Origin of the sequence: Pectobacterium parmentieri, assembly GCF_001742145.1 — a bacterium.
GTDB lineage: Bacteria > Pseudomonadota > Gammaproteobacteria > Enterobacterales > Enterobacteriaceae > Pectobacterium > Pectobacterium parmentieri.
The window spans coordinates 3,547,185-3,566,458 of the sequence record NZ_CP015749.1; the positions used below are offsets into that span (position 1 = coordinate 3,547,185).

Below are 19,274 nucleotides of genomic sequence, written 5' to 3' on the forward strand. Positions count from 1 at the left end.
ATGGATATCCGCCGAGGCGGGGTCAGTGGCTACCGGGTATCATTGCCTGAGTTCGTGCTATCCCGTGGCGATATAGCGGCCCTTGTCGGGCCTAGTGGATGTGGAAAAAGCACGCTGCTGGAAATGATGGGGACACTTCTACGTCCGGCACGGCTCAAAGAGTATCGGCTGGGCGAGCTGGATATCGCTACGCCACTATTAGCAGAAGATGAAGCCCGGTTGTCTACTATCCGGGCGCGGGCCTTGGGGTTTATGCTCCAGCATGGCGGGCTGTTACCGTGGCTTTCCGTTGCGGAAAACATCCACCTGACTCGGCAACTGGTGGGGATGACAACCCATCAAGAGTGGTTGGATGACGCCATCGATCGATTAGGCATCCGCTCATTACTCGCTAAAATGCCTTCCCAACTCTCCATCGGCGAGCGTCAGCGGGTGGCATTTATTCGAGCCATTGCCCACCAGCCGCGTTTACTGCTGGCCGATGAGCCAACGGCCGCGCTGGATCCCGACAATGCAGAACGGCTCTTTGCGCTGATGATTGAGATGGTGCGAACCTTGGACATGGCAGTCATCATTGTCAGCCATGACTGGCAGCGAGTCTCAGATTTAGGCCTGCGTTGTTACAAAGCATCCGTGGCGGAGGGGCAAAGTGTCTTCCTCCCTGCCTGAACTTCAACCAAAACATACACTTCTGCTACGTATGGCGCTGCGCGATTTATTGCACGATCGCAAAGTCACGCTGTGTATTGTTTTTTCGCTGATTGCGGTAATCGCACCGCTATTATTGCTGTTTGGCCTGAAGAACGGCATCGTCAGCCAACTACGCCACGACCTGCTGGACGATCCGCGCACGCGGGAAGTGCGTATGACGGGTAATGGCAACTATGACCTCACCTGGCTGGAGCAGTTGGCACAGCGCCCGGAAGTCGGTTTCACGATCCCTCTCACCCGATCGTTGAATACACAGGCGGATTTGGTACGAGACAGCCAGCATTTTGCCGCGAATGCTGAGGTCATCCCCACCGGAGCAGGTGACCCATTACTTCAGGGCATTCCTCCGCTACAGCAAGACACGCAGGTTGTATTAAGCGCCAGTGCGGCACGCCGTCTTGATGTCCAAACCGGGGATAGCTTCCATCTGCGGATCAACCGCAATCTTGAGGGGCAGAACCAGCGCGCAACGCTTGAGCTATCCGTCAGTGGGATACTTGATGAAGCCAAATTCTCTCGTCCCGCCGCGTTTATTTCCCTGCCGCTTCTGGTCGCACTGGAAGATTACCGTGATGGTTTTCAGGTGTCGTTACTTGGGGTTAGCGAAGGGGAACCGTCACGGCCGCGTATGCGCTTTGCCCGAGCACGACTTTATGCCAGTACGCTAGATGATGTCGCGCCACTGGCCAGTTGGCTGGAAGCACAGCATATAGAATCAGTCACTCAGGCGGCGCAGATAGAATCTGTGCGTGCCATTGATCGCGTGCTGGGTCTCATCTTTGCGGTCATCGCATGGATCTCGGCTTCCGGCTGTATTGCCTCCCTGATCGGCGCTTTTATCGCCAACATCGACCGCAAACGCACCGACATGGCCGTACTCCGTCTTCTCGGCTTTCGTCGTCGGGCGATTACCCTATTTATCGTGATCCAGGCGCTTTGTCTCACGGGTGTGGCATTCAGTGTCGCGTTGGCGATCTACCTATTGGGAAGTGAATTATTTAATCGCATATTTGGCACATCCCTTCCCGATCACCGGTTCGTTTGCCACCTCGAACCCATTCATTTTGTTACTGCACTTCTGTGCGTACTGGCGGTGGCATTCAGCGTTGCCGCCATTGGTGCGCTACGGGCGCTGAAAATCGAACCTGCGGAGAGTCTACGTGAAATATAAATTGGCGCTGAGCCTGCTTATAGCTGGAATGGGGTATACCTGCGCCGCACATGCAGCCTGGGATGAAAAATTCTGGAACCCAAAACCGCTGGCAGATGACGTCATCCTCCCTCTGCCCTGTGATGGCGCGATGGCGTTTAGGAAAGTGATTATTCCGCAAAATAACCTGCTAGATGACTACGGTATTGTGGTCGGGCAGGAAGGCGATGAATGGGGATATGTGGAGCAAGCTCGGCAGGAGCATATCTCAGGGAGTTTCTCTGAGAAAAAAGGACAGAGCCGCTACTACCTGATGGCTAAGTATGAGCTTAGCGATTTACAGTTTCTGTCACTTTCTGGCGACTGCCCAACGCCGGATATAAAAGGCCGTCTGCCAAAAGTGAATATTGGCTGGATGGATGCGATGGCCTTTGCTAACCGCTACAACCTCTGGTTGCGGAAAGAGAAACTGGCGAGTTTACCCAAAGATGACGGCCAACCTGGCTTTCTCCGCCTGCCTACCGAAACCGAGTGGGAATTTGCCGCCCGGGGCGGGCAATCGGTGTCATCGTCAGAATTCCGCGACCAGCATTTTCCAATGCCAGAGGGCATGAATAGTTATGCCTGGTTTGCTGGCGCGCAGTCCGCAAACGGGAAACTTAATCCAACAGGCTTGCTACAGCCCAACCCACTCGGATTGCACGATATGCTCGGTAACGCTGCCGAGATAATGTTCGAGCCGTTTCGCCTTAACAAGCTTGATCGCCTACATGGTAAAGCAGGGGGCTATATCGTGCGCGGGGGAAGCATTATGACAGTACAGAGCGATATTCGTAGTTCTCTGCGTGGTGAAGAACCCTATTACGATGCCAAGGGAGAAAATGGCAGCAAAACTACGGGAATGAGGCTGGTTTTGGTATCAACGACGCTAACATCCCGCGATCGTGTCAAAGAAATTGAGAAGGAATGGCAAGCCCTCGGCACGGAAAAAAATACGGCGAGTACAGGAGAAGCCACAGGCTCGTTGCAAAACCTCAATGAAATTTCCGCCAAAGTACAAGACGAGACGCTAAAGAAACAATTAGAACAACTGCGCGGTGAGCTACGTGCCAATAGCCAATTACGCGATGAACAGCGCGATCAGGCGATAAGAACATCGCTGCAGCTAGGGGCATTTTTGTGCACAAAGATGAAAGATGACGGCGAATTCTTTGATCGTCTCAACCAGCTCAATGCGAAAACCTGTGCTGCGGGTAATCAGCTAGATGATAATTGCTCTCGTCGCCAGGAACAATTAGGACAGCATCAGAAAGCCCTCGACTTTATCACTAGCTATTACGCCGACACGCTGGTGGACATGGGCTCAACCTATAACAAATCGCTTATCGAATCACAAATAACCATCGTACAACAACTGATGGCGGCACGCGGTAAAACCAATCTAAACGGATATCTGGATACCTACTGGAAAAATCTTCAAGGGTACTGGAAGGATGGCAAAGTGGCACGGGATGCGTGGCTTAACGCATGCAAAAACAATAACTAAGTAATAATCAGGAGAAAGTAGGTAATGGTAACGTTTAAAGCATTACGCACAGCGACAATTATAGGATTAATCGTACTTCTGGCTGGCTGTCAGAATTCATCACGCTTAGGCGGCAGCGACATCGATCCACGTCTTTCGAAGAGCCAAGACATCGAATTTTTTAACAAATCAGGGCTACAGGCTTGTGCTGCTGGTGCGGCGATAGGGATACTGGCTTGTGCAGTAGCCGATGCTAAAAATAAAACAGTATGTATGGCTGCAGCAGCCGTGGCTGGCTGTGGCATCGGTATTGGCACCAATGCTTACCTGGATAATCAGCGTAAAAAATACGCCACTCAGGAAGAACAACTCAATGCATCGATTAAAGATATACAGGCGGAAAACACCCGAATTCAGGGCGCAGCGAGTGTAGCGAAATCGGTTATCGCCAGCGATAAGCAAACGCTGGCCAAAATAGAAAAAGAGATCGCTACAAAATCGGTAAAAAAAGAGGAAATGCAAAAGCAGATCAAAGGAGTCGACGCCAATATCGCCTATTTGCGTAACACGATTACCGATATGAAAAAACATGAAAAACAGTGGCAGGACGTCTCCGCTGATATGCAAAAGTCTGGCGACAATACCAAAAAATTAGATACGGAAATTGCCCAAATGCGTGACAAGATCGGTTCATTACAGAGCGAGTTGGATAGCCTCTATAACCAACGTACAGCACTGAAAGTGAGCTAAGGAGAGTTCCATGCGCGCTTTATTGCCTGTGTTCACCACACTCCTGCTCGCGGGATGCGTGACCAATCCGCAGAGCTGTGACCCAACAACTGGTGACGTCAATATCGTCACTAAATTTAACTGCAACTATTCTGGAACGTGGGATCAACGGGTTACAGAGAAACAGCAGACACTGCAACATGAACAAGCGTTGAATAAAGAGTTCAATGCCGTATATGCGGCTATCGAACAGGAGAAGACGCAAAGCAATGCCAGTGTTACCGCTAAACGTAAATCGCAGCAAGAATTGCAGCGTTCGATGAATAATCTGGTGGCACAACTGAAGAAAAAGAGTGCGGGACGCGCAGATGCACAAAAAGAGATCGCCGCTCTAGAAAAAAGTATGAAAGAAGCACAAAACCGCCCTTCCGAGTCAGAAATGCAAAAGCAGATGGAACTGCAAAAATTGCAAGGGCAACTCACTGGGCTTCAAAAAATGTTAGAACCGCAATAAACCACATGCCCGCAGGCCATCAGGTCAGCGGGCCTGCCTTTCTCTGAAATAACGCCCACACATCCTTCAATCCAGCGCCACACTACGTCCGAATCTGATTAAAACGGTCATAAGGCACAGCGACATTACAGTTTTTCCATATTCTCTGTGTATATTTTCGCGTTTATCATATTCCCCTTGGCGTTATCAACCACAATAATTCACTCTAAAAATTAAAAACTTGTTAATAGGATTTTAAATTCAACCATGAAAAAATTATTTTTATCATAATGAATAAACACCTCACTCATAACAACAATAGTGATATTTACTGTTTTTACACTAAGCATATCTATTTTCTTCATTTAACTTTAATTTTATTTACGCGAATACTGAAAAATATTTAGGCTCAGTTAATCATTTATTTTTCTGTACACAGAAAAGGGTTGATTGTGATTATAAATAATAACTATGAGATATCACTATGAGTACGACTACTGCAGGTAATATCGCGACATCGGAGGATATCGATGAAATCGAGCAGAATGGTGCCTTCGTAAGACAAAATAATCACTTTCCCCCCTTCGGTGATGGCCCCGATGAATTACCGGTGGAGGCCGATCGCTACCGTTTATTATGGACCCCATTTGCCTTAGACCCATCGTGCGGTGATAGTCAGGGAATTGCTAGGATTAGAATCGGTTATCAGCCTAAATAGGCTATATATGGACACCGACCCAATGCAAGCACGGGCAGATCTTTTTCTGACAAAGTAACAAGGAAGGGAGCGTATAATCCCAAAGTAGCCCTTTAAATACGTTAACCTCCCCACACACGAATATTTCTTGCTTGCTCTGGTGAAGAGATTTAAAGGTACTGAGGATATTGGCTTCGCTGAATAAAATACTTCTATCTACCAAAAATGAAAATGCTCGCTTATATAAGCGAGCGTTAAAATTCAGATTGTCATTGCTGCGTGGGTGGTGTTTGTTTTGGCTGATCTCCCACAAATGAAGAAGAACCATAAATGATTTTATGTTTTGCCAAAGCGTCCGGCATAGCGTTGATGCAGTATGTAATATAATAAACGTTAAACACAATGGTATAAAACACATTCATTTTCAGATCAAATTTGAATTCCATCAACGCATAATGTCGTAACGCTGTCCGTGCTTTAAAAGCCCAAACAACATAGAGTACTACAGAAGCCAATGACAGAATCCCACTCAATGCCAGCAGAGTATCGTCGGTTGGGTCGTATCCATAAATATCCGGCGACACCATTGAAGCCAGTTGACGAGACATTCCGAAACATATCGCAATCCAAAGAACAAATAGCTCATTGGAAAATGGATATTTAGTTACTTCACTAATTATATTTTGTTTTTTGAAAAGCCATACTATAGGCCACACGCCGCACGTAACCATGGTTAATAAAACAAAATTGAGCGTTTTAGTATCAAGACGCTGTTTGAGATCGGAGATATCAGACATGTTGGTTTCCTAATAATTAATAATAACTCGGTAATAAAATAATAAGAATAGAACGAAATCAGGAGGTACTTGGCGTACACCCTGTCTTACTATATTCTGGTAAGACGCTTTTAGCACCATTTAAGGTAAAAGCCGCTGGTTTAACTCCACTGCCAGAGACAATAACGCGCTTTCCTGTACGTAATTTATCCCACATCCAGGAAAAATTATTTTCTCCTACCCGGCTCGAGGTTTCACTAACACTAAACGCGTCATCATCATCAATTTTTACTTCTATGATTTCATTTGTATCCGTGCTCACAGAATGACCATTTACATCAGTAAATATGAGTACTTCTGGGCGATAACCTGAATCATCACAAGCTAAGTATAATCTCGATTTTCCTTTACCTAAAATACTATACTCAGAAACACCCTGCCCCCATCCGCTCACCCACTCATTCCGGTTACCAAAGGCTTGAACGAGACTGGGTATTAACGATACCGTCAGCAGTCCGGTAATCAGTAATTTATTTTTCATTACATCAATCCTTTCTATTCGAATCAAAAACCGTTCCATCCGTCAACGGTATTGATGATACAAAGCAGGTAGGACATAAAAATCACCAGCGTGATATACCAACGCATAAAGCAGCCAAAAGCCTCAACAGCGTTCGTATATTATTTCCCCTGCAAATCAGGTAATGCAGCAACCAGCCAGTAATGGGTCAATGACCATCCCCAAAATGAACCAACCCCAGAATGAGTAACCGCGACTGGATGCTACGCATCTCAGCACAGTTACCAGCCCAAAGAGTAGCAAGGGCATCGTAGCCCTCCAGATGCATGCGCGTTACATTAACATGTAATTGATTAGTAGAAGTAAACAATTCTCAGAGTAAAACGTCGATTTTATAGCGGGGAGAAATGGCGGCATAGCAAATCTGTAGTGGTTCGGTAATTCAGGACACGTCGAAATCCTGTTAATATTAAAACAGTGAACTTACAGGCCGGTAGGCAACAGAATGCTATAGATTTATGCGATAACATACCGCAGTGCCACTGGCATTTTATGGAGCCAAAAAGTTACAGGCATTATAAAATGATGATGGCTGAACTTTCTAATATAACTGTATTTAACGCTTAATGGTGGCTATATGATAAAAATTAATTTTGGTATTTATTTAAGAGAGAATGACATCAAAGAAATTGATGATGAAAATGATCGAAATACTAACGTGATTGATGGTGTGGATATACTGCTTAAGCGATTCCTTAGCATTGCCAATATTATAGATAATGCTAAAAAAGGAAGCACTGACTGGTTTTTAACAGGGAAATCCCAAAAAGATGCCATGAAAAAAAAGTAATCAGTGAAGGAATAATAACTCAAAATGCTAATTCCATGATGAAAAGTAAATTATTCAATGACTACCCTATTATAGTTGGCAAGATATGGAACGATGATAAAGATTACATTATTTGTAGAAATTACATGCAAAGTGATATAAATCTATTTTCTTATGGGATTTGTTTTAGCGTTGGACATCAAGAAATTGAAAAAGATTATGTAATTGAAATACTTAAAGTTTTAATTTATGAGCTATCACCCAAGATTATAAAGGTTGAAACTAATGATTATACATTGGAAGAACATCAGGTGTTTCCTGATAGACTTTCAGTAGGTTGGATGTTCTACACTGATAGTATTTATGATGAAAAAATATTAGACCTAGGTAAACAGATGCACACCATGACAAAAAACGGGCAGGCTGTCGGGACATTATTTTTATCTAAACTCAACTTTTTTGACGGTTCAGATGAAAATGATATAGCTCTGGCTAATGCTCTAGAGATAACTTTGGCTAATCATGGTATTTTACCCACTTTTTCCACTATATTTTAATCATATAACCGGGTATTTATAATTAATAAGAAAATAGAGATGGAAATGAATGCTGCAATCAGAATAAATGACCCAACGTCACATGGTGGTAAAGTTATTCCAGCCCAATCTGGATTAAAAATATATGGCGAAGAGGTTGCTTGCGCACGCGATATGGTTATGTGTCCTTTGTGCAAAGGGGTTTATCCAATTCTTGATGCGCCCTATTTGGTTAGCTTTAAAGGAAAAAAATTGCAGTGGCAGGAATGAAAACAGTCTGTGGAACTGAATTAATTGCCAGCCAGTTTATGGTAAAGACATAGCCTGCGTGTATGGACGGATGAGCGGCCACGGTCTGGATATGCTGGTCTGGGTGCCGCCGCCGCCGTCTCTGACTGTGCGAGCACCGACAACCAATACTATGCGCCACAGCATAGATGGAGCAAACGGTACTCCTGCACCAACCCAGACGCTACACTTCAAGGAAGACACGCTGTTGGTGATTGAAACCAAAGCGACATTGGGTGGAACTAAGACGCCGGGATTTAATAAGACACAGTCGACCGGAGCAGATAAGCTCAATGAGCTCCAAAAAAAGATCAGAAATCGAAGGCAAGGATGGACTGAGGAAAAAATGTTGGAAGTTGATCCAAACGTACAGGATAAGCTCGACGCTATTAATGACGCGACTAAATTAAGTGCCATTAAGTATCTGCATGCACAAATATTTTTTGACAGTCAAGGGAATTTAAATAGTCTCGTTGGGAAAAACTCTGGTATACAACTTAACATTTGGTGATAGAGCATGATTAGTAAGACCAAAAGCAGGCTGGATAAATCATTAAATAGCGTCAAACAATGGGCACAGGGAACTTCACCAGTAAGAGGACATCGGCTCACAGCTTATTTATCTGGTGAAGGAAAATTAATTCTTGCTAATACTGACCTCTTTGATTACGGAATGGCGAAGGTCGATCAAAGCCTGCTCGCCGCAATAGACGGGGCTCACGGTGATGCCAATAAACATATGGCCCACGCATTTACGCGAATGATCCTGGCCAATATGTTTGATATTCGTGAAATGAAAGGCACCGACAGACGAATCGCAGGAAATTTGGATACCGAAACACACTTGATGCTCGGGGCAATTGCAATTGGGCGACCTGAGTTAGTGCAACCCCACTATCAGACAGTATTAGATGGTGTTGATGGCGGTTATGGTGTTCATGATGGACACAATCTCCCACTCGGCACGACACTGCGCTACGCCGCTTTCGGCCTGACTATTATCGGCGACTGGTTAGGAAAACCTCTGGACTTGGACAAGCACGCTTTGCCACGCGACCCCGCCTGGGGCCAGTTGGTGGCACATTGGCGTGAACCAGACCCAGAAAAATTTCTACCTGTTTTATTCACCGCTTGTGATACCCATATTGAACGCATTGCCTTGACTGAACGTGAAGACGACACTGGACAATTTGAATTTGGTTCCGTATTCCTCGCAGTCCATCCCACAGAGATCCTGGCCGTATTGCGTCTGCGCGAAATCATAGGGTTGATGAACCCAGCCCACATTGACCATCCACTGATGCAGACACCTTATGCCGCGATTACCTGCCAACCCGGTGAAGTAACTGAACGCGATGAATTACTTGACCGTTTTCTCGACGTGGTACGTCAGCGTGATCCTCAAGTGCTGCCATCAGGCCTATGAGAGATCGAACCGCTGCCATGCTAACTCCAACGTGGGAACAATTTTCTGCTGTATTCGCCGCCTCCGGCGACAAGCAGGCACAGGCTGTGCGAAAGGCATTGCTCCAGCAATACGGCGAATGCGATAACGATCCGGCTGCATCATCGGCAGACAACTATGTGGATGCCATAATCGCAAACGATGGTTACCTTCTGGATTATAAAGAAGGCACTTTCAGTATTATCGAGTGGCTGGAAGAAAAGCTGGGGGATACCTTCACCGCCGATTTTGATGATGACTACGAGACGGTGAAAGTGCGCTTTGGCGACAGGGTGCTTGTGCTATCTCATCACTCCATGGGAACGGATGGGTTCGAGCAGGATTTGGCGAAGCTCGAACGACTGATGAAAGATCGATACCTCTTCCTCTACCGACGTCCAGAAGCAGGTGTTGTCAATGACACTGAAGAGTGGCTGCTGGTGCCCACAGAGCATTGGCTGCGGGCCATACAGCGTTATGGGCAAGCGCAGGTGTCAACCTATTTCAGGCACGGTGCCAATAAAGAGAGTCAATGGGATGCACGTTACCACTTCAAGACCAGAATATTTTTGTGGTTGCTGCTACCCGTGATAGTCGTTTTCTCTCTCTACGTGGTATGGGGAACGCTAAAAGGCGATACGCCACCACCGCCGCAGCCGAAAGGATGTGAGAATGTAGACAGGGCTTACAGTGATCAGTCAGAACAGGTAGCAGCTATCATGAAATACCAGATGCGCAAGAAACTCGGTTGCGATAGTAGATAAAATTGACGGTGCTGTGTAACGAAGGAGAAAGTCTATGTCAGGACGTGGTGCCATTCGCCTGGGGGATGCCCATTCAGGTGGAGGAATAATGATTGAAGCCAGTGGCTTTCCTGTTAATGGCGTTTCGCAGTGTCTGCTTGGCGATAACGCGGTATGTCCCACCCACAAGGGAACGTTTCCGCTAGTTTCAGGCGGTGATGGTTCTGCGGTTCATAATGGACGCCCCATGATATTTGAGCCTGGCAAACTGGCCTGTGGCTGTAGCGTGTCATCATCCTGTGCAGGGAATTACAATCGTAAATAGTGATAGCAATGTAATAACTCCACCCTAAACAGAGCGGATGATACTACCCCACCAATTTATCAGAGCATGGAATGGCTGAGGTGGGGAAGCACTGCGTCAGCGAGTCGTATTAAAAGGTCACCGAAGCCGTTCACAGTCAGCTCAGCTCCCACTTATCCAATACGGAGCAGTACCCCGATCATCAACTGGATCTGAATGTATGTAGTAACCACCCTCGAAGGCTATTTGCCGGGAAAATGCCCAATGCCCTAGGAGTTCAGGAAACGCTCGGCTGGTGAGTCATGTCAGTGCAGGAATCTCAGTGCTGTATTCTTCCTGGAGTTTGCGCATGCGCAATACTCATGGCACATCCTTAGCTTTCGGACTGGTTTGCCACTGTAATAGCTCAGTGATATCACGCTCTCCCTCTGTTTCTTTTATACGGCGCTGTTGCTCAGCAAACAGTTCATATTCAGCCTGAGCCTTGTCATCTGCTATTTTCTTGCTGATCGTACCTGCACCGTTTAATACATCACGATCATTGAATTGCAGGAATTGATCTAATTTTTCCTGCCAGTCACGTAAAAATATCTGCTGACGACGTCTGGCCTGATCTTCAGCAAAATCCAGCCACATATTGACCACGCGGTTCAGTTCATCGACTTCGCGTTGATTGAGATAATTTTTGGCGACGGTGACATCGCCTTTGCGCACTTCATCGCCCTTGAAGCTGGTCAGCCCCATATGCGGAAGAGTGGCATCGGCGCGCTGGTGGATCAGCTCAGCGGCTGTTTTGCCGGTACAGGCGAAATGCAGTTTATTCTGGATAGTCTGGAAAAAGAGAGTGGTCTCTTTTAGTGAGGGTTGATAATCCGCTGCAAGAGCAAAGATTTCCCGTACCCGTAAATAGACGCGCCGTTCACTGGCCCGAATATCACGGATGCGTTCCAGCATCTCACCAAAGTAATCGGGCACCACTGACGGGCCGACTGGTGGATTTTTCAGTCTCTCATCATCCATTACAAAACCTTTAATCAGGTATTCCTGCAAGGTCTGCGTAGCCCATTGACGGAACTGGATACCCCGAGTTGAACGGACGCGGTAACCGACGGCCAGTACCAATGACAGATTAAAGTATTGAACCTGATAATTTTTTTCATCGCTGGCAGTTGTTCGGTAAAACCGAACAACTGAATCTTCATCCAATTCACCGTCTTCAAAGATGTTTTTGATATGCTCACTGATAGTCGATTTGGCTTTACCATATAACTCACCGATCATCGCCTGTGATAACCATAACGTATCGTTTTCGAAACGGCATTCAATACGTATTTTGCCATCCTGACTGGTAAACATGATGAATTCACCGGCAGGGGCTTGAGGTAAATATTTATCTGTCATACAGCCTCCGTTTTTATGGTCCATCAGCCGGATGGTGATATCCGGTCAGTGAAAAACTCAAGCCCCTTTCAACATATCAAATACCACCCGCGCAAACCCTTTTGCCAGTTCAGGATTAGACAGATATTGCATCATCATGGCCTGTTGGGCGTCATTGCTATCCAGCACCGCGTCATCAATGGCTTTAGGGAAATCGCCCAGCATGGCTTGTTCACGAGTGTTGTTCGCAATCTGCGTCATCACCGCCTGATTTTCTGATAACTTGTCGCGCACGCTAAAGGCATAATTAATCATGTCTTTATCGGTAAGATTATCAGTAATAAACAGCTCATTAAGACGTGCCAGAATATGCGACAGAAACTCTTCTTTCTTATCCTTCGGCTTGGCTGTGCCAATGTCATTGCCCGGCTTTATGCCATATTCTTCGGCATCTTCCTGAAGTTTCAGATGCTGCTCGTGGATTTTCGACAAGCGGTAATGGCTCATCTCCACATTGCTTAAATCAACCTCATCTTCTTCCACATTTTGTTCATGTAGCAATGGCCGTAGATGGCGGGCAAACAGACTGAGCTTCTCCAGTTCCTTGTCATCGAACTCAACGATTTGTGACATAAACTCGTAGAAACGGACAAAACTACCGAGATCTTTCTTGAAGATATCCAACTTGTCTTTTTCCAACTTGCAGTCTTTAAAACTGTTTTCAGCATTGGTAATCAGCACCACATCATTGGTTTTTTTCGTGCGCTCAAAGATTTCTTTAGCCAACACATAGGCATCAATGGCCGAGGTATATCGCTTTTTCCAGCGCTCAACAGCGGGTTTACAAATATTGCTAATTGCCGCGTTGGATTTGTTTTTGGTAAAGAATGCGTCGCAGAATTGCTCAACTTCATTCCATAAGAAAATACCGCTGGCGCGAAGTTTCTCGAATAGCTCGAAGACTAACTGTGGGTCGCTGACATCTGTCAGTTCGGCGGTCTGATAATAAGGCTTAAAAGCCCCCAGGATATCATCCGGTTCATTGTAGAAATCGAGTACGAAGGTGCCAAACTGCGCTTTGCTTGGATAAACACGATTCAGGCGCGAGAGTGTTTGTACGCACTCCACACCGCCAAGGGGCTTATCCACATACATCGCGCACAGCTTGGGCTGGTCAAAACCCGTCTGAAATTTATTGGCGACCAGCATCACCTGATAATCATCGCTATCAAAAGCGTTGCGCATATCCCGTCCTTTAAGACCGGGATTCATATTGGTTTCAGTGAACTTTCTATTTAACAGCGCGAGACTATTTTGATCGCCTTCAGCAAATTCCACTTCGCCTGAAAACGCCACCATCGCGTTAATTTTCTGGTAGTGGTTCTCAGCAATATACTGATCAAACGCCAGCTTGTAGCGCACCGCCGCTTTACGTGAACTGGTCACGACCATGGCCTTCGCCTGTCCGCCGAGTAAATGCATAACGTTTTTTCGGTAGTGCTCAACAATCACTTTTACTTTTTGTGAAACGTTATGTTCGTGCAACGTCACCCACTGGTTCAGCTTAATTTTGGCCTTTTTACTGTCCACTTCCCTGTCGGGATCATCCAGCTTTTGCAGCAGCTTATACGCCACTTTGTAGTTGGTGTAGTTCTTCAGCACATCAAGAATAAAGCCTTCTTCAATGGCCTGGCGCATCGAATAAACGTGGAATGCTTCCGGCTTATTCGTCTTGGATGCAGGTTCAAGTGGATTAGGACGACGACCAAACAGCTCCAGCGTTTTGGCTTTTGGCGTAGCGGTAAATGCATAAAAATTAAGATTATTACTGCCTTTTCGCGCGGCAACGGTGGCACCCAAAATATCTTCCGACGACAGCACCACATCATCATCCGCTTCTTCGGTCATCAGCACTTCTTTTAGCTGACGCGCCGTGGAACCGCTTTGAGAAGAGTGCGCCTCGTCAGCAATCACCGCATATTTGCGCTGCTTGAGGCTGACGCTGTTTTCGATCGCTTTAAGCACAAACGGGAAGGTCTGGATGGTAACAATAATAATCGGCTGGGAGTTTTCCAGCGCACTGGCGAGCTTCTCTGATTTAGAGCCGTCGCCTTCTTTATTATTAATGCGCCCGACGACACCATCCGCATGTTCAAACTGGTAAATCGTATCCTGAAGCTGATCGTCTAATACCGTTCGGTCGGTGACAACAATAACCGAGTGGAACTGTTTTTCGCCTTTCTCATCATAGAGCGTAGAAAGCTGGTGAGCCGTCCAGGCAATAGAATTGGACTTACCGGAACCCGCACTGTGTTGAATAAGGTATTTATTACCGGTGCCTTCTTCCGTGGCGGCGCGAATCAGTTTATTTACCACATCCCACTGGTGATAACGCGGGAAAATTAAACTCTCTTTTTTAACTTTTAGCCCGTTCCAGTCTTCTTTCTCTTCAATTTGCAAATGCACAAAACGCGCAAGAATGTTCAGCAAATTGTCCGGCAGCAGAACTTCATTCCACAAGTAGCTGGTGGCGTACTCGTTGGCATCTTCGGGAATATCGTTCCCTGCCCCGCCGTCTGCTGTGCCTTTATTAAAAGGCAGGAAGAAGGTGTCATCGCCAGCTAATTTCGTGGCCATAAACACGTCATATTGGCTGACGGCAAAGTGCACCAACGCACCACGTTTGAAGGTCAGCAGCGGTTCAGGCTTATTGGTTACCGGGTCTTTCGGCAAACGCGTTTTCCTATATTGTTTAATCGCGTTTTGTACCGCCTGCTTAAACTCGGATTTCAATTCCAGCGTCGCTATCGGCAGGCCATTAACAAACAGCACCAGATCGATACGCCACTTTTTGGCCTTTGAACCGGTTTCTTCAAACACGGCGTTCGACGCATACGGGCTATAAACCAGTTCCGGCACAATACGGCAGATATTCTGCTGATAACGCGCCAGCGTTTCCGGGTTTAAATTATGTTCGGGCTTAAACTGGCATAACGTAAAACGCGCATTGCGGATCTTCAGTGCATTGCGCAATACGCCCAGCGTACCGTAGGTGCGTGAGAGTTTATCGGTAGCGTTGATATCGGCTTTTTTAAGCTGAGCCTCCAGCGCATCAAGGAAATGGCGCTCGGTATCGGTAGGGAAAACCTTAACCAGCGTTTCCCATTCCAGTGGCTGGGTTGTTTTAACGAAAGTCAGCACATCTTGCGAATACAGCGCACGTTCACGATCGTAGCCATCACCTTTGCCGACGATCCAGCCATGCTCAACCATCTGTGCAATCATTTCACTTTGGAAGATGGCTTCTTTGGTCGAGTCCATGCTCATGCATTCACCTCCGGTGATTCCTCAATGTTTGCCATTTCGCTATTCACCGGCGCAACCCAGTCGCGTACGTCGATTTTGCCAGTGACGGCAGCGGAGATTAGGGCGGTGCGGCGTTCTTGTAAGTATTTAATTGCTGCCTCGCTATGAGCCTCAAGGTTATCAAAATTCAAATTATAATTCTGAATATATTCTACAATTTCAACTTGTTCAGATAATGGGGGGCGAGCATATTTAAAATCCAACATATCGGAAACATTAAGGCTTGCTTGGTTCGCTGTTCCATGCGCATGTAGATCTAAGTGGTCACGGTATACATCAGTTTGTATCAGGAAAAATAAATAAAATTGGTCTAAGACGTTAGAGGAAGATGAGAATACAACTGTATTTTGATTTAAAAGAGCACCATCAAGTTCAATAGGAATATATCCTAATTGCCCAACAGCACTGTTTTTCACATCAGGATTACTACCGACAGTACTTAATACTATATCACCAAATTTTAATATAGCCTTCGGATAATCCTCAGAAAATTTTTCTGGCAAAAAAACATCTGAGCAATGTATAGTCTTTTTCTTAATATCACTCGCTTTTACAACTCGTATACCAGAATCACTAAAATCAGTTGATTTAAATGCAATACCTTTTCGAGTAGATACATTGCTTTTTAATTGAGAAATAACCCAATGCTCAGGCACCTCCCCCAACCACTCAATACCAGAGTCTTTCATCGGCACATTTGGGTTTAACCCTTTATTCACGGCATGACTAATCACGGCCTGACGTTTTTCTTTCAGCAGCTCAATCAGTTGTTGTTGTTTTTCGATTAGATTATCTATCTTTGCGGTTTCGTGATTGAGAAATGCTGATATTTTTCCTTGCTCATTCTCAGATGGAAGCCATATTGAAATATTTCTTAAAATTGCTTGAGTTATGCTAAATACCTTAACACCTTTTACAGCATGCCTTACTTGAGCTCTTAACTCTTTGCAATCTAAAAGATAAGCGTAGAAACGACTATTATTTCTTTTTAATGGGCGAGCAATAATAGTGTGATATCCTGCAAAAGTTGTAACATTACTGATTAACTGCGTAAAATTACCAGAACCTTCAATATCTTCGGATGTATCAGCAAAAACAACATCCCCCTTAATTAAAAGTGAGGTAGTGTTATTTTTGAGATATGTTTCACTTACACATTTTAATGGGTGTTCCTGAGGATCAACCTCAAATCCATATTTTGAATGTACTTCACCATAATTGACACATGGAATCCCCTCATCCTGAAGATTTTCTTTCGTAATGGTAAGCCCTTTACCAAAAGTAAACATATACCTCAATTTACTTAACTGCCAATGCTCAGGGATTTTTCCCAACCACTCAACCCCAGAATCCTTATATTCAGGATATGCCTTATACTTAGCCATCAGGAATGTACCTCCTGCAACAGCTTCATTATCTCGGTGCTGACCGCATCCAGATCGGCATCAATCTCTTCCAGCGGGCGCGGTGGCTGATAAACGTAGAAATGACGGTTAAACGGAATCTCATAGCCGACAACACCAATATCACCGTCTTTGGCATCGCGCTTATCGGCATTAATCCAGGCATCAGCAACGTGCGGCAGTACTTCCACTTTGAAGTAGTCTTCAATCAGCGTGCTGGTAGCAATCTGAGGATTTAACGGTACGTTCTCGTTATCACGTAGATCGCCATCTTGCTCGAACTCCACCACTTTCCCCTGGTACTCAAACGCACCATACAGCGGCTGAGCCGCCTCTTTCAGCACTTTCTTCACCACCGACTCAGCGGCCGGGTTTTTCGTGGTAATCGCGTCGATAAACTGTTTGTTCTCTTTCGTATCCAGCTTAACGCCTGCGGTTTTAATTGCGCCTTTCAGGGTAAGCTGGAACTGGTTAAAGTCGTCGCTGACCTGCGTTTTCCCACCGCCTTGTGTGCCTAACGCCGCTTGAATCTGCTGCGCTTTTTCCATTAACGCACGCTGCGCCAGCCATAATTTGATGTCCAGCAGGTCTTTAATTTGCTTCTCTTTCAGCTCGGCAAATTCAGCTTTAATAATCGCGCGAGCTTCCGCTTCAATTTCTGCAAAATCCCCGTAGTAAGCGTCCTGCCACTGCGAAGCGAATTCGTCATACAGACGTTCCATCGGGGCATTAAACGGCTTCGGCGCAAAGCGCAAGCTGGCAATCGCTGCATCGGTAATCTGTGCAGACAGACGCAGCGGGCGCTCGATGGTCAGGCGTCGATACCCAAAATCAGTACTGCTGAAGATTTTGCTGGCGAAGGTTTTCGGGGCCTCCGTTTTAGCCGTTGCAGACTGGCGACCACGGTTAGATTTTTGCTCCGGTGCTTTTTCAAGGCCTAATGCTTCAAGAGAAATCGCCTCAACCACCTCAAAATCACCAAACGTGCGAGTGATCAGTTTGATGTCCTCTTCACCCATCAGATTACGCTTGGAACCCAGCGACTTACGCATCTTGCCGCACAAGTTAGTGCCATCAATCAGTTGAACCTTGCCTTTACGCTCTGCCGCTTTCTTATTCGACAGAATCCAGACATAAGTCGCAATCCCGGTGTTGTAGAACATATCCGTCGGCAGCGCGACAATGCCTTCCAGCAAATCCTCTTCCAGAATATAGCGACGGATTTCGCTCTCGCCGCTACCCGCACCGCCGGTAAACAGCGGAGAACCGTTAAGAATAATACCGATGCGCCCACCGCCATTGATTGAACCATCTGGATTATGGGTATTACGCATTTTGCTGATCAGATGCAGAAGAAACAGCAGAGAACCATCAGAAACGCGAGGCAAGCCCGGACCAAAACGGCCGTTAAAGCCTTTCAACTGATGCTCGTCGTTAATCTCACCTTCAATCTTTTTCCAGTCCACACCAAACGGTGGATTCGACAGCATGTAGTCGAACTGGTCCTGCGGTAACTGATCGTTAGAAAGGGTGTTGCCCAGTTTGATACGGCTAACATCTTGCCCTTTAATCAGCATATCGGCTTTACAGATGGCGTAAGACTCGGGGTTCAGCTCCTGACCAAACGCGCGCATCACCGCATTCGGGTTAAGCTCATGCACATATTCCATCCCCGAAGAGAGGAAACCGCCCGTTCCAGCCGTCGGGTCGTAAATGGTGCGAATGATGCCGTCTTTAGACAACGCTTCATCATCCTCCATAAACACCAGCGAGGTCGTTAAACGCACGATATCGCGTGGAGTAAAGTGCTCCCCTGCTGTTTCATTCGAACTTTCCGCAAAACGTCGGATGAGCTCTTCAAACACCAGCCCCATTTCATAGTTGGAAATAGCCTTCGGACTTAGGTCCGTCGTGGCGAATTTTTTAACAATTTTGAACAGTAAATTGGCGTCATCCAGCAGGCCAACAAACTCACTAAATTTAAAGTGTTCGAAGATTTCACGCGCATCCTTAGAGAAACACTGAACATAGTTCTCCAGATTCGCCTTAATGTCGTTCTGCCCCATCTTGCCAAGATCCATCGGCGAGGTATTAAAGAACGACAGGCCATTCGTGGCGCGTAACAAAAACTTCTCTCTCCCTTCTTCCGGCAAAGGGCTGGCCTTTAATTTTTCAGCCTCCGCCACCACCGCTTCTTTACTCGCGGCTAACACGCACTCAAGCCGACGCAACAGAGTAAAAGGCAGAATCACGCGCCCATACTGGGATTGCTTAAAATCTCCACGAAGCAAGTCAGCAACTGACCAGATAAAGGCAGCCGTTTGAGAAAAGTTAGTGTTAGTCATGAAAATCCTTAGAAGAGATCACTGCCATAGCGCAA

The 19,274-nt window shown here is 46.2% G+C and carries 20 protein-coding genes; 13 read left to right on the forward strand and 7 right to left on the reverse strand.

The window, feature by feature from the left end; translation table 11 throughout:
- The 6 genes from A8F97_RS16065 (at position 1) to A8F97_RS24515 (ending at position 5,326) form a co-directional block, all read left to right on the forward strand.
- Complete coding sequence (locus tag A8F97_RS16065; protein ID WP_012822243.1) at positions 1–669, forward strand: ABC transporter ATP-binding protein; 669 nt, start codon at positions 1–3, stop codon at positions 667–669.
- Positions 650–1,882 carry an ABC transporter permease gene (locus A8F97_RS16070; protein WP_033070793.1) on the forward strand — a complete coding sequence of 411 codons (1,233 nt, stop codon included), beginning with the start codon at positions 650–652 and terminating at the stop codon, positions 1,880–1,882. Before A8F97_RS16065 ends, A8F97_RS16070 begins: the two co-directional genes overlap by 20 nt.
- Complete coding sequence (locus A8F97_RS16075; RefSeq protein WP_014698628.1) at positions 1,872–3,407, forward strand: SUMF1/EgtB/PvdO family nonheme iron enzyme; 1,536 nt, start codon at positions 1,872–1,874, stop codon at positions 3,405–3,407. The genes A8F97_RS16070 and A8F97_RS16075 overlap by 11 nt, the downstream gene beginning before the upstream one ends.
- A 24-nt stretch (positions 3,408–3,431) precedes the next feature.
- Positions 3,432–4,136 carry a coiled-coil domain-containing protein gene (locus A8F97_RS16080; RefSeq protein WP_012822240.1) on the forward strand — a complete coding sequence of 235 codons (705 nt, stop codon included), beginning with the start codon at positions 3,432–3,434 and terminating at the stop codon, positions 4,134–4,136.
- 10 nt (positions 4,137–4,146) lie between these two features.
- Positions 4,147–4,629 (forward strand): coiled-coil domain-containing protein, encoded by a 483-nt coding sequence (locus tag A8F97_RS16085; protein ID WP_012822239.1) that lies wholly within the window; start codon positions 4,147–4,149, stop codon positions 4,627–4,629.
- A 463-nt stretch (positions 4,630–5,092) separates the two neighbouring features.
- Positions 5,093–5,326: a hypothetical protein gene (locus A8F97_RS24515; protein ID WP_014698625.1), complete on the forward strand. Its 234-nt coding sequence runs from the start codon at positions 5,093–5,095 to the stop codon at positions 5,324–5,326.
- Between the two features lies 1 nt (position 5,327).
- Here A8F97_RS24515 and A8F97_RS25200 read toward each other — a convergent pair whose 3' ends face one another.
- The 3 genes from A8F97_RS25200 to A8F97_RS16100 are packed head-to-tail and all read right to left on the reverse strand — an operon-like array spanning position 5,328 to position 6,622.
- Positions 5,328–5,633, reverse strand: coding sequence for a DUF4942 domain-containing protein (locus A8F97_RS25200; RefSeq protein WP_373370589.1), 306 nt, complete (start codon positions 5,631–5,633; stop codon positions 5,328–5,330).
- Positions 5,575–6,102, reverse strand: coding sequence for a DUF4234 domain-containing protein (locus A8F97_RS16095; RefSeq protein ID WP_025919504.1), 528 nt, complete (start codon positions 6,100–6,102; stop codon positions 5,575–5,577). Before A8F97_RS16095 ends, A8F97_RS25200 begins: the two co-directional genes overlap by 59 nt.
- Before the next feature lie 58 nt (positions 6,103–6,160).
- Positions 6,161–6,622, reverse strand: coding sequence for a hypothetical protein (locus A8F97_RS16100; protein WP_012822236.1), 462 nt, complete (start codon positions 6,620–6,622; stop codon positions 6,161–6,163).
- Positions 6,623–7,238: 616 nt separating this feature from the next.
- Here A8F97_RS16100 and A8F97_RS16105 point away from each other — a divergent pair.
- From A8F97_RS16105 to A8F97_RS16130, 7 genes are all read left to right on the forward strand, one after another.
- Positions 7,239–7,451 carry a hypothetical protein gene (locus tag A8F97_RS16105; protein WP_014698624.1) on the forward strand — a complete coding sequence of 71 codons (213 nt, stop codon included), beginning with the start codon at positions 7,239–7,241 and terminating at the stop codon, positions 7,449–7,451.
- 35 nt (positions 7,452–7,486) lie between these two features.
- Positions 7,487–7,987 carry an Imm52 family immunity protein gene (locus A8F97_RS16110; RefSeq protein WP_050512597.1) on the forward strand — a complete coding sequence of 167 codons (501 nt, stop codon included), beginning with the start codon at positions 7,487–7,489 and terminating at the stop codon, positions 7,985–7,987.
- Between the two features lie 39 nt (positions 7,988–8,026).
- Positions 8,027–8,236, forward strand: a complete 210-nt coding sequence (locus tag A8F97_RS23415; RefSeq protein WP_050512596.1) for a PAAR domain-containing protein — start codon at positions 8,027–8,029, stop codon at positions 8,234–8,236.
- Positions 8,237–8,306: 70 nt separating this feature from the next.
- On the forward strand, positions 8,307–8,765 hold the full coding sequence (locus A8F97_RS16115; RefSeq protein ID WP_050512595.1) for a hypothetical protein: 459 nt from the start codon (positions 8,307–8,309) through the stop codon (positions 8,763–8,765).
- 6 nt (positions 8,766–8,771) lie between these two features.
- Positions 8,772–9,680: a hypothetical protein gene (locus A8F97_RS24715; protein WP_198340247.1), complete on the forward strand. Its 909-nt coding sequence runs from the start codon at positions 8,772–8,774 to the stop codon at positions 9,678–9,680.
- Between the two features lie 17 nt (positions 9,681–9,697).
- On the forward strand, positions 9,698–10,462 hold the full coding sequence (locus A8F97_RS16125) for a hypothetical protein (protein ID WP_033070792.1): 765 nt from the start codon (positions 9,698–9,700) through the stop codon (positions 10,460–10,462).
- 34 nt (positions 10,463–10,496) lie between these two features.
- Positions 10,497–10,766 carry a PAAR domain-containing protein gene (locus A8F97_RS16130; protein WP_033070791.1) on the forward strand — a complete coding sequence of 90 codons (270 nt, stop codon included), beginning with the start codon at positions 10,497–10,499 and terminating at the stop codon, positions 10,764–10,766.
- Between the two features lie 339 nt (positions 10,767–11,105).
- Here A8F97_RS16130 and A8F97_RS16135 read toward each other — a convergent pair whose 3' ends face one another.
- Genes A8F97_RS16135 through A8F97_RS16150 form a run of 4 tightly spaced genes read right to left on the reverse strand, consistent with a single transcriptional unit; the run spans position 11,106 to position 19,239 of the window.
- On the reverse strand, positions 11,106–12,146 hold the full coding sequence (locus A8F97_RS16135; protein WP_033070790.1) for a virulence RhuM family protein: 1,041 nt from the start codon (positions 12,144–12,146) through the stop codon (positions 11,106–11,108).
- A gap of 57 nt (positions 12,147–12,203) precedes the next feature.
- Positions 12,204–15,452 (reverse strand): type I restriction endonuclease subunit R, encoded by a 3,249-nt coding sequence (locus A8F97_RS16140; protein ID WP_033070789.1) that lies wholly within the window; start codon positions 15,450–15,452, stop codon positions 12,204–12,206.
- Positions 15,449–16,876: a restriction endonuclease subunit S gene (locus tag A8F97_RS16145; RefSeq protein ID WP_033070788.1), complete on the reverse strand. Its 1,428-nt coding sequence runs from the start codon at positions 16,874–16,876 to the stop codon at positions 15,449–15,451. Before A8F97_RS16145 ends, A8F97_RS16140 begins: the two co-directional genes overlap by 4 nt.
- A complete protein-coding gene (locus A8F97_RS16150; RefSeq protein WP_033070787.1) occupies positions 16,876–19,239 on the reverse strand; it encodes a type I restriction-modification system subunit M in 2,364 nt (787 codons plus the stop codon). Before A8F97_RS16150 ends, A8F97_RS16145 begins: the two co-directional genes overlap by 1 nt.
- Positions 19,240–19,274: the final 35 nt, after the last annotated feature.

What these genes read in the sequence shown, in the direction of transcription:
- A8F97_RS16145 (WP_033070788.1), bottom strand. Translation starts at nt 16,876, where the DNA reads ATGGCTAAGTATAAGGCATATCCTGAATATAAGGATTCTGGGGTTGAG.
- A8F97_RS16095 (WP_025919504.1), bottom strand. Translation starts at nt 6,102, where the DNA reads ATGTCTGATATCTCCGATCTCAAACAGCGTCTTGATACTAAAACGCTC.
- A8F97_RS23415 (WP_050512596.1), top strand. Translation starts at nt 8,027, where the DNA reads ATGGAAATGAATGCTGCAATCAGAATAAATGACCCAACGTCACATGGT.
- A8F97_RS16135 (WP_033070790.1), bottom strand. Translation starts at nt 12,146, where the DNA reads ATGACAGATAAATATTTACCTCAAGCCCCTGCCGGTGAATTCATCATG.
- A8F97_RS16110 (WP_050512597.1), top strand. Translation starts at nt 7,487, where the DNA reads ATGATGAAAAGTAAATTATTCAATGACTACCCTATTATAGTTGGCAAG.
- A8F97_RS24515 (WP_014698625.1), top strand. Translation starts at nt 5,093, where the DNA reads ATGAGTACGACTACTGCAGGTAATATCGCGACATCGGAGGATATCGAT.
- A8F97_RS16065 (WP_012822243.1), top strand. Translation starts at nt 1, where the DNA reads ATGGATATCCGCCGAGGCGGGGTCAGTGGCTACCGGGTATCATTGCCT.
- A8F97_RS24715 (WP_198340247.1), top strand. Translation starts at nt 8,772, where the DNA reads ATGATTAGTAAGACCAAAAGCAGGCTGGATAAATCATTAAATAGCGTC.
- A8F97_RS25200 (WP_373370589.1), bottom strand. Translation starts at nt 5,633, where the DNA reads ATGGTTCTTCTTCATTTGTGGGAGATCAGCCAAAACAAACACCACCCA.
- A8F97_RS16115 (WP_050512595.1), top strand. Translation starts at nt 8,307, where the DNA reads ATGAGCGGCCACGGTCTGGATATGCTGGTCTGGGTGCCGCCGCCGCCG.
- A8F97_RS16085 (WP_012822239.1), top strand. Translation starts at nt 4,147, where the DNA reads ATGCGCGCTTTATTGCCTGTGTTCACCACACTCCTGCTCGCGGGATGC.
- A8F97_RS16080 (WP_012822240.1), top strand. Translation starts at nt 3,432, where the DNA reads ATGGTAACGTTTAAAGCATTACGCACAGCGACAATTATAGGATTAATC.
- A8F97_RS16100 (WP_012822236.1), bottom strand. Translation starts at nt 6,622, where the DNA reads ATGAAAAATAAATTACTGATTACCGGACTGCTGACGGTATCGTTAATA.
- A8F97_RS16125 (WP_033070792.1), top strand. Translation starts at nt 9,698, where the DNA reads ATGCTAACTCCAACGTGGGAACAATTTTCTGCTGTATTCGCCGCCTCC.
- A8F97_RS16150 (WP_033070787.1), bottom strand. Translation starts at nt 19,239, where the DNA reads ATGACTAACACTAACTTTTCTCAAACGGCTGCCTTTATCTGGTCAGTT.
- A8F97_RS16105 (WP_014698624.1), top strand. Translation starts at nt 7,239, where the DNA reads ATGATAAAAATTAATTTTGGTATTTATTTAAGAGAGAATGACATCAAA.
- A8F97_RS16130 (WP_033070791.1), top strand. Translation starts at nt 10,497, where the DNA reads ATGTCAGGACGTGGTGCCATTCGCCTGGGGGATGCCCATTCAGGTGGA.
- A8F97_RS16140 (WP_033070789.1), bottom strand. Translation starts at nt 15,452, where the DNA reads ATGAGCATGGACTCGACCAAAGAAGCCATCTTCCAAAGTGAAATGATT.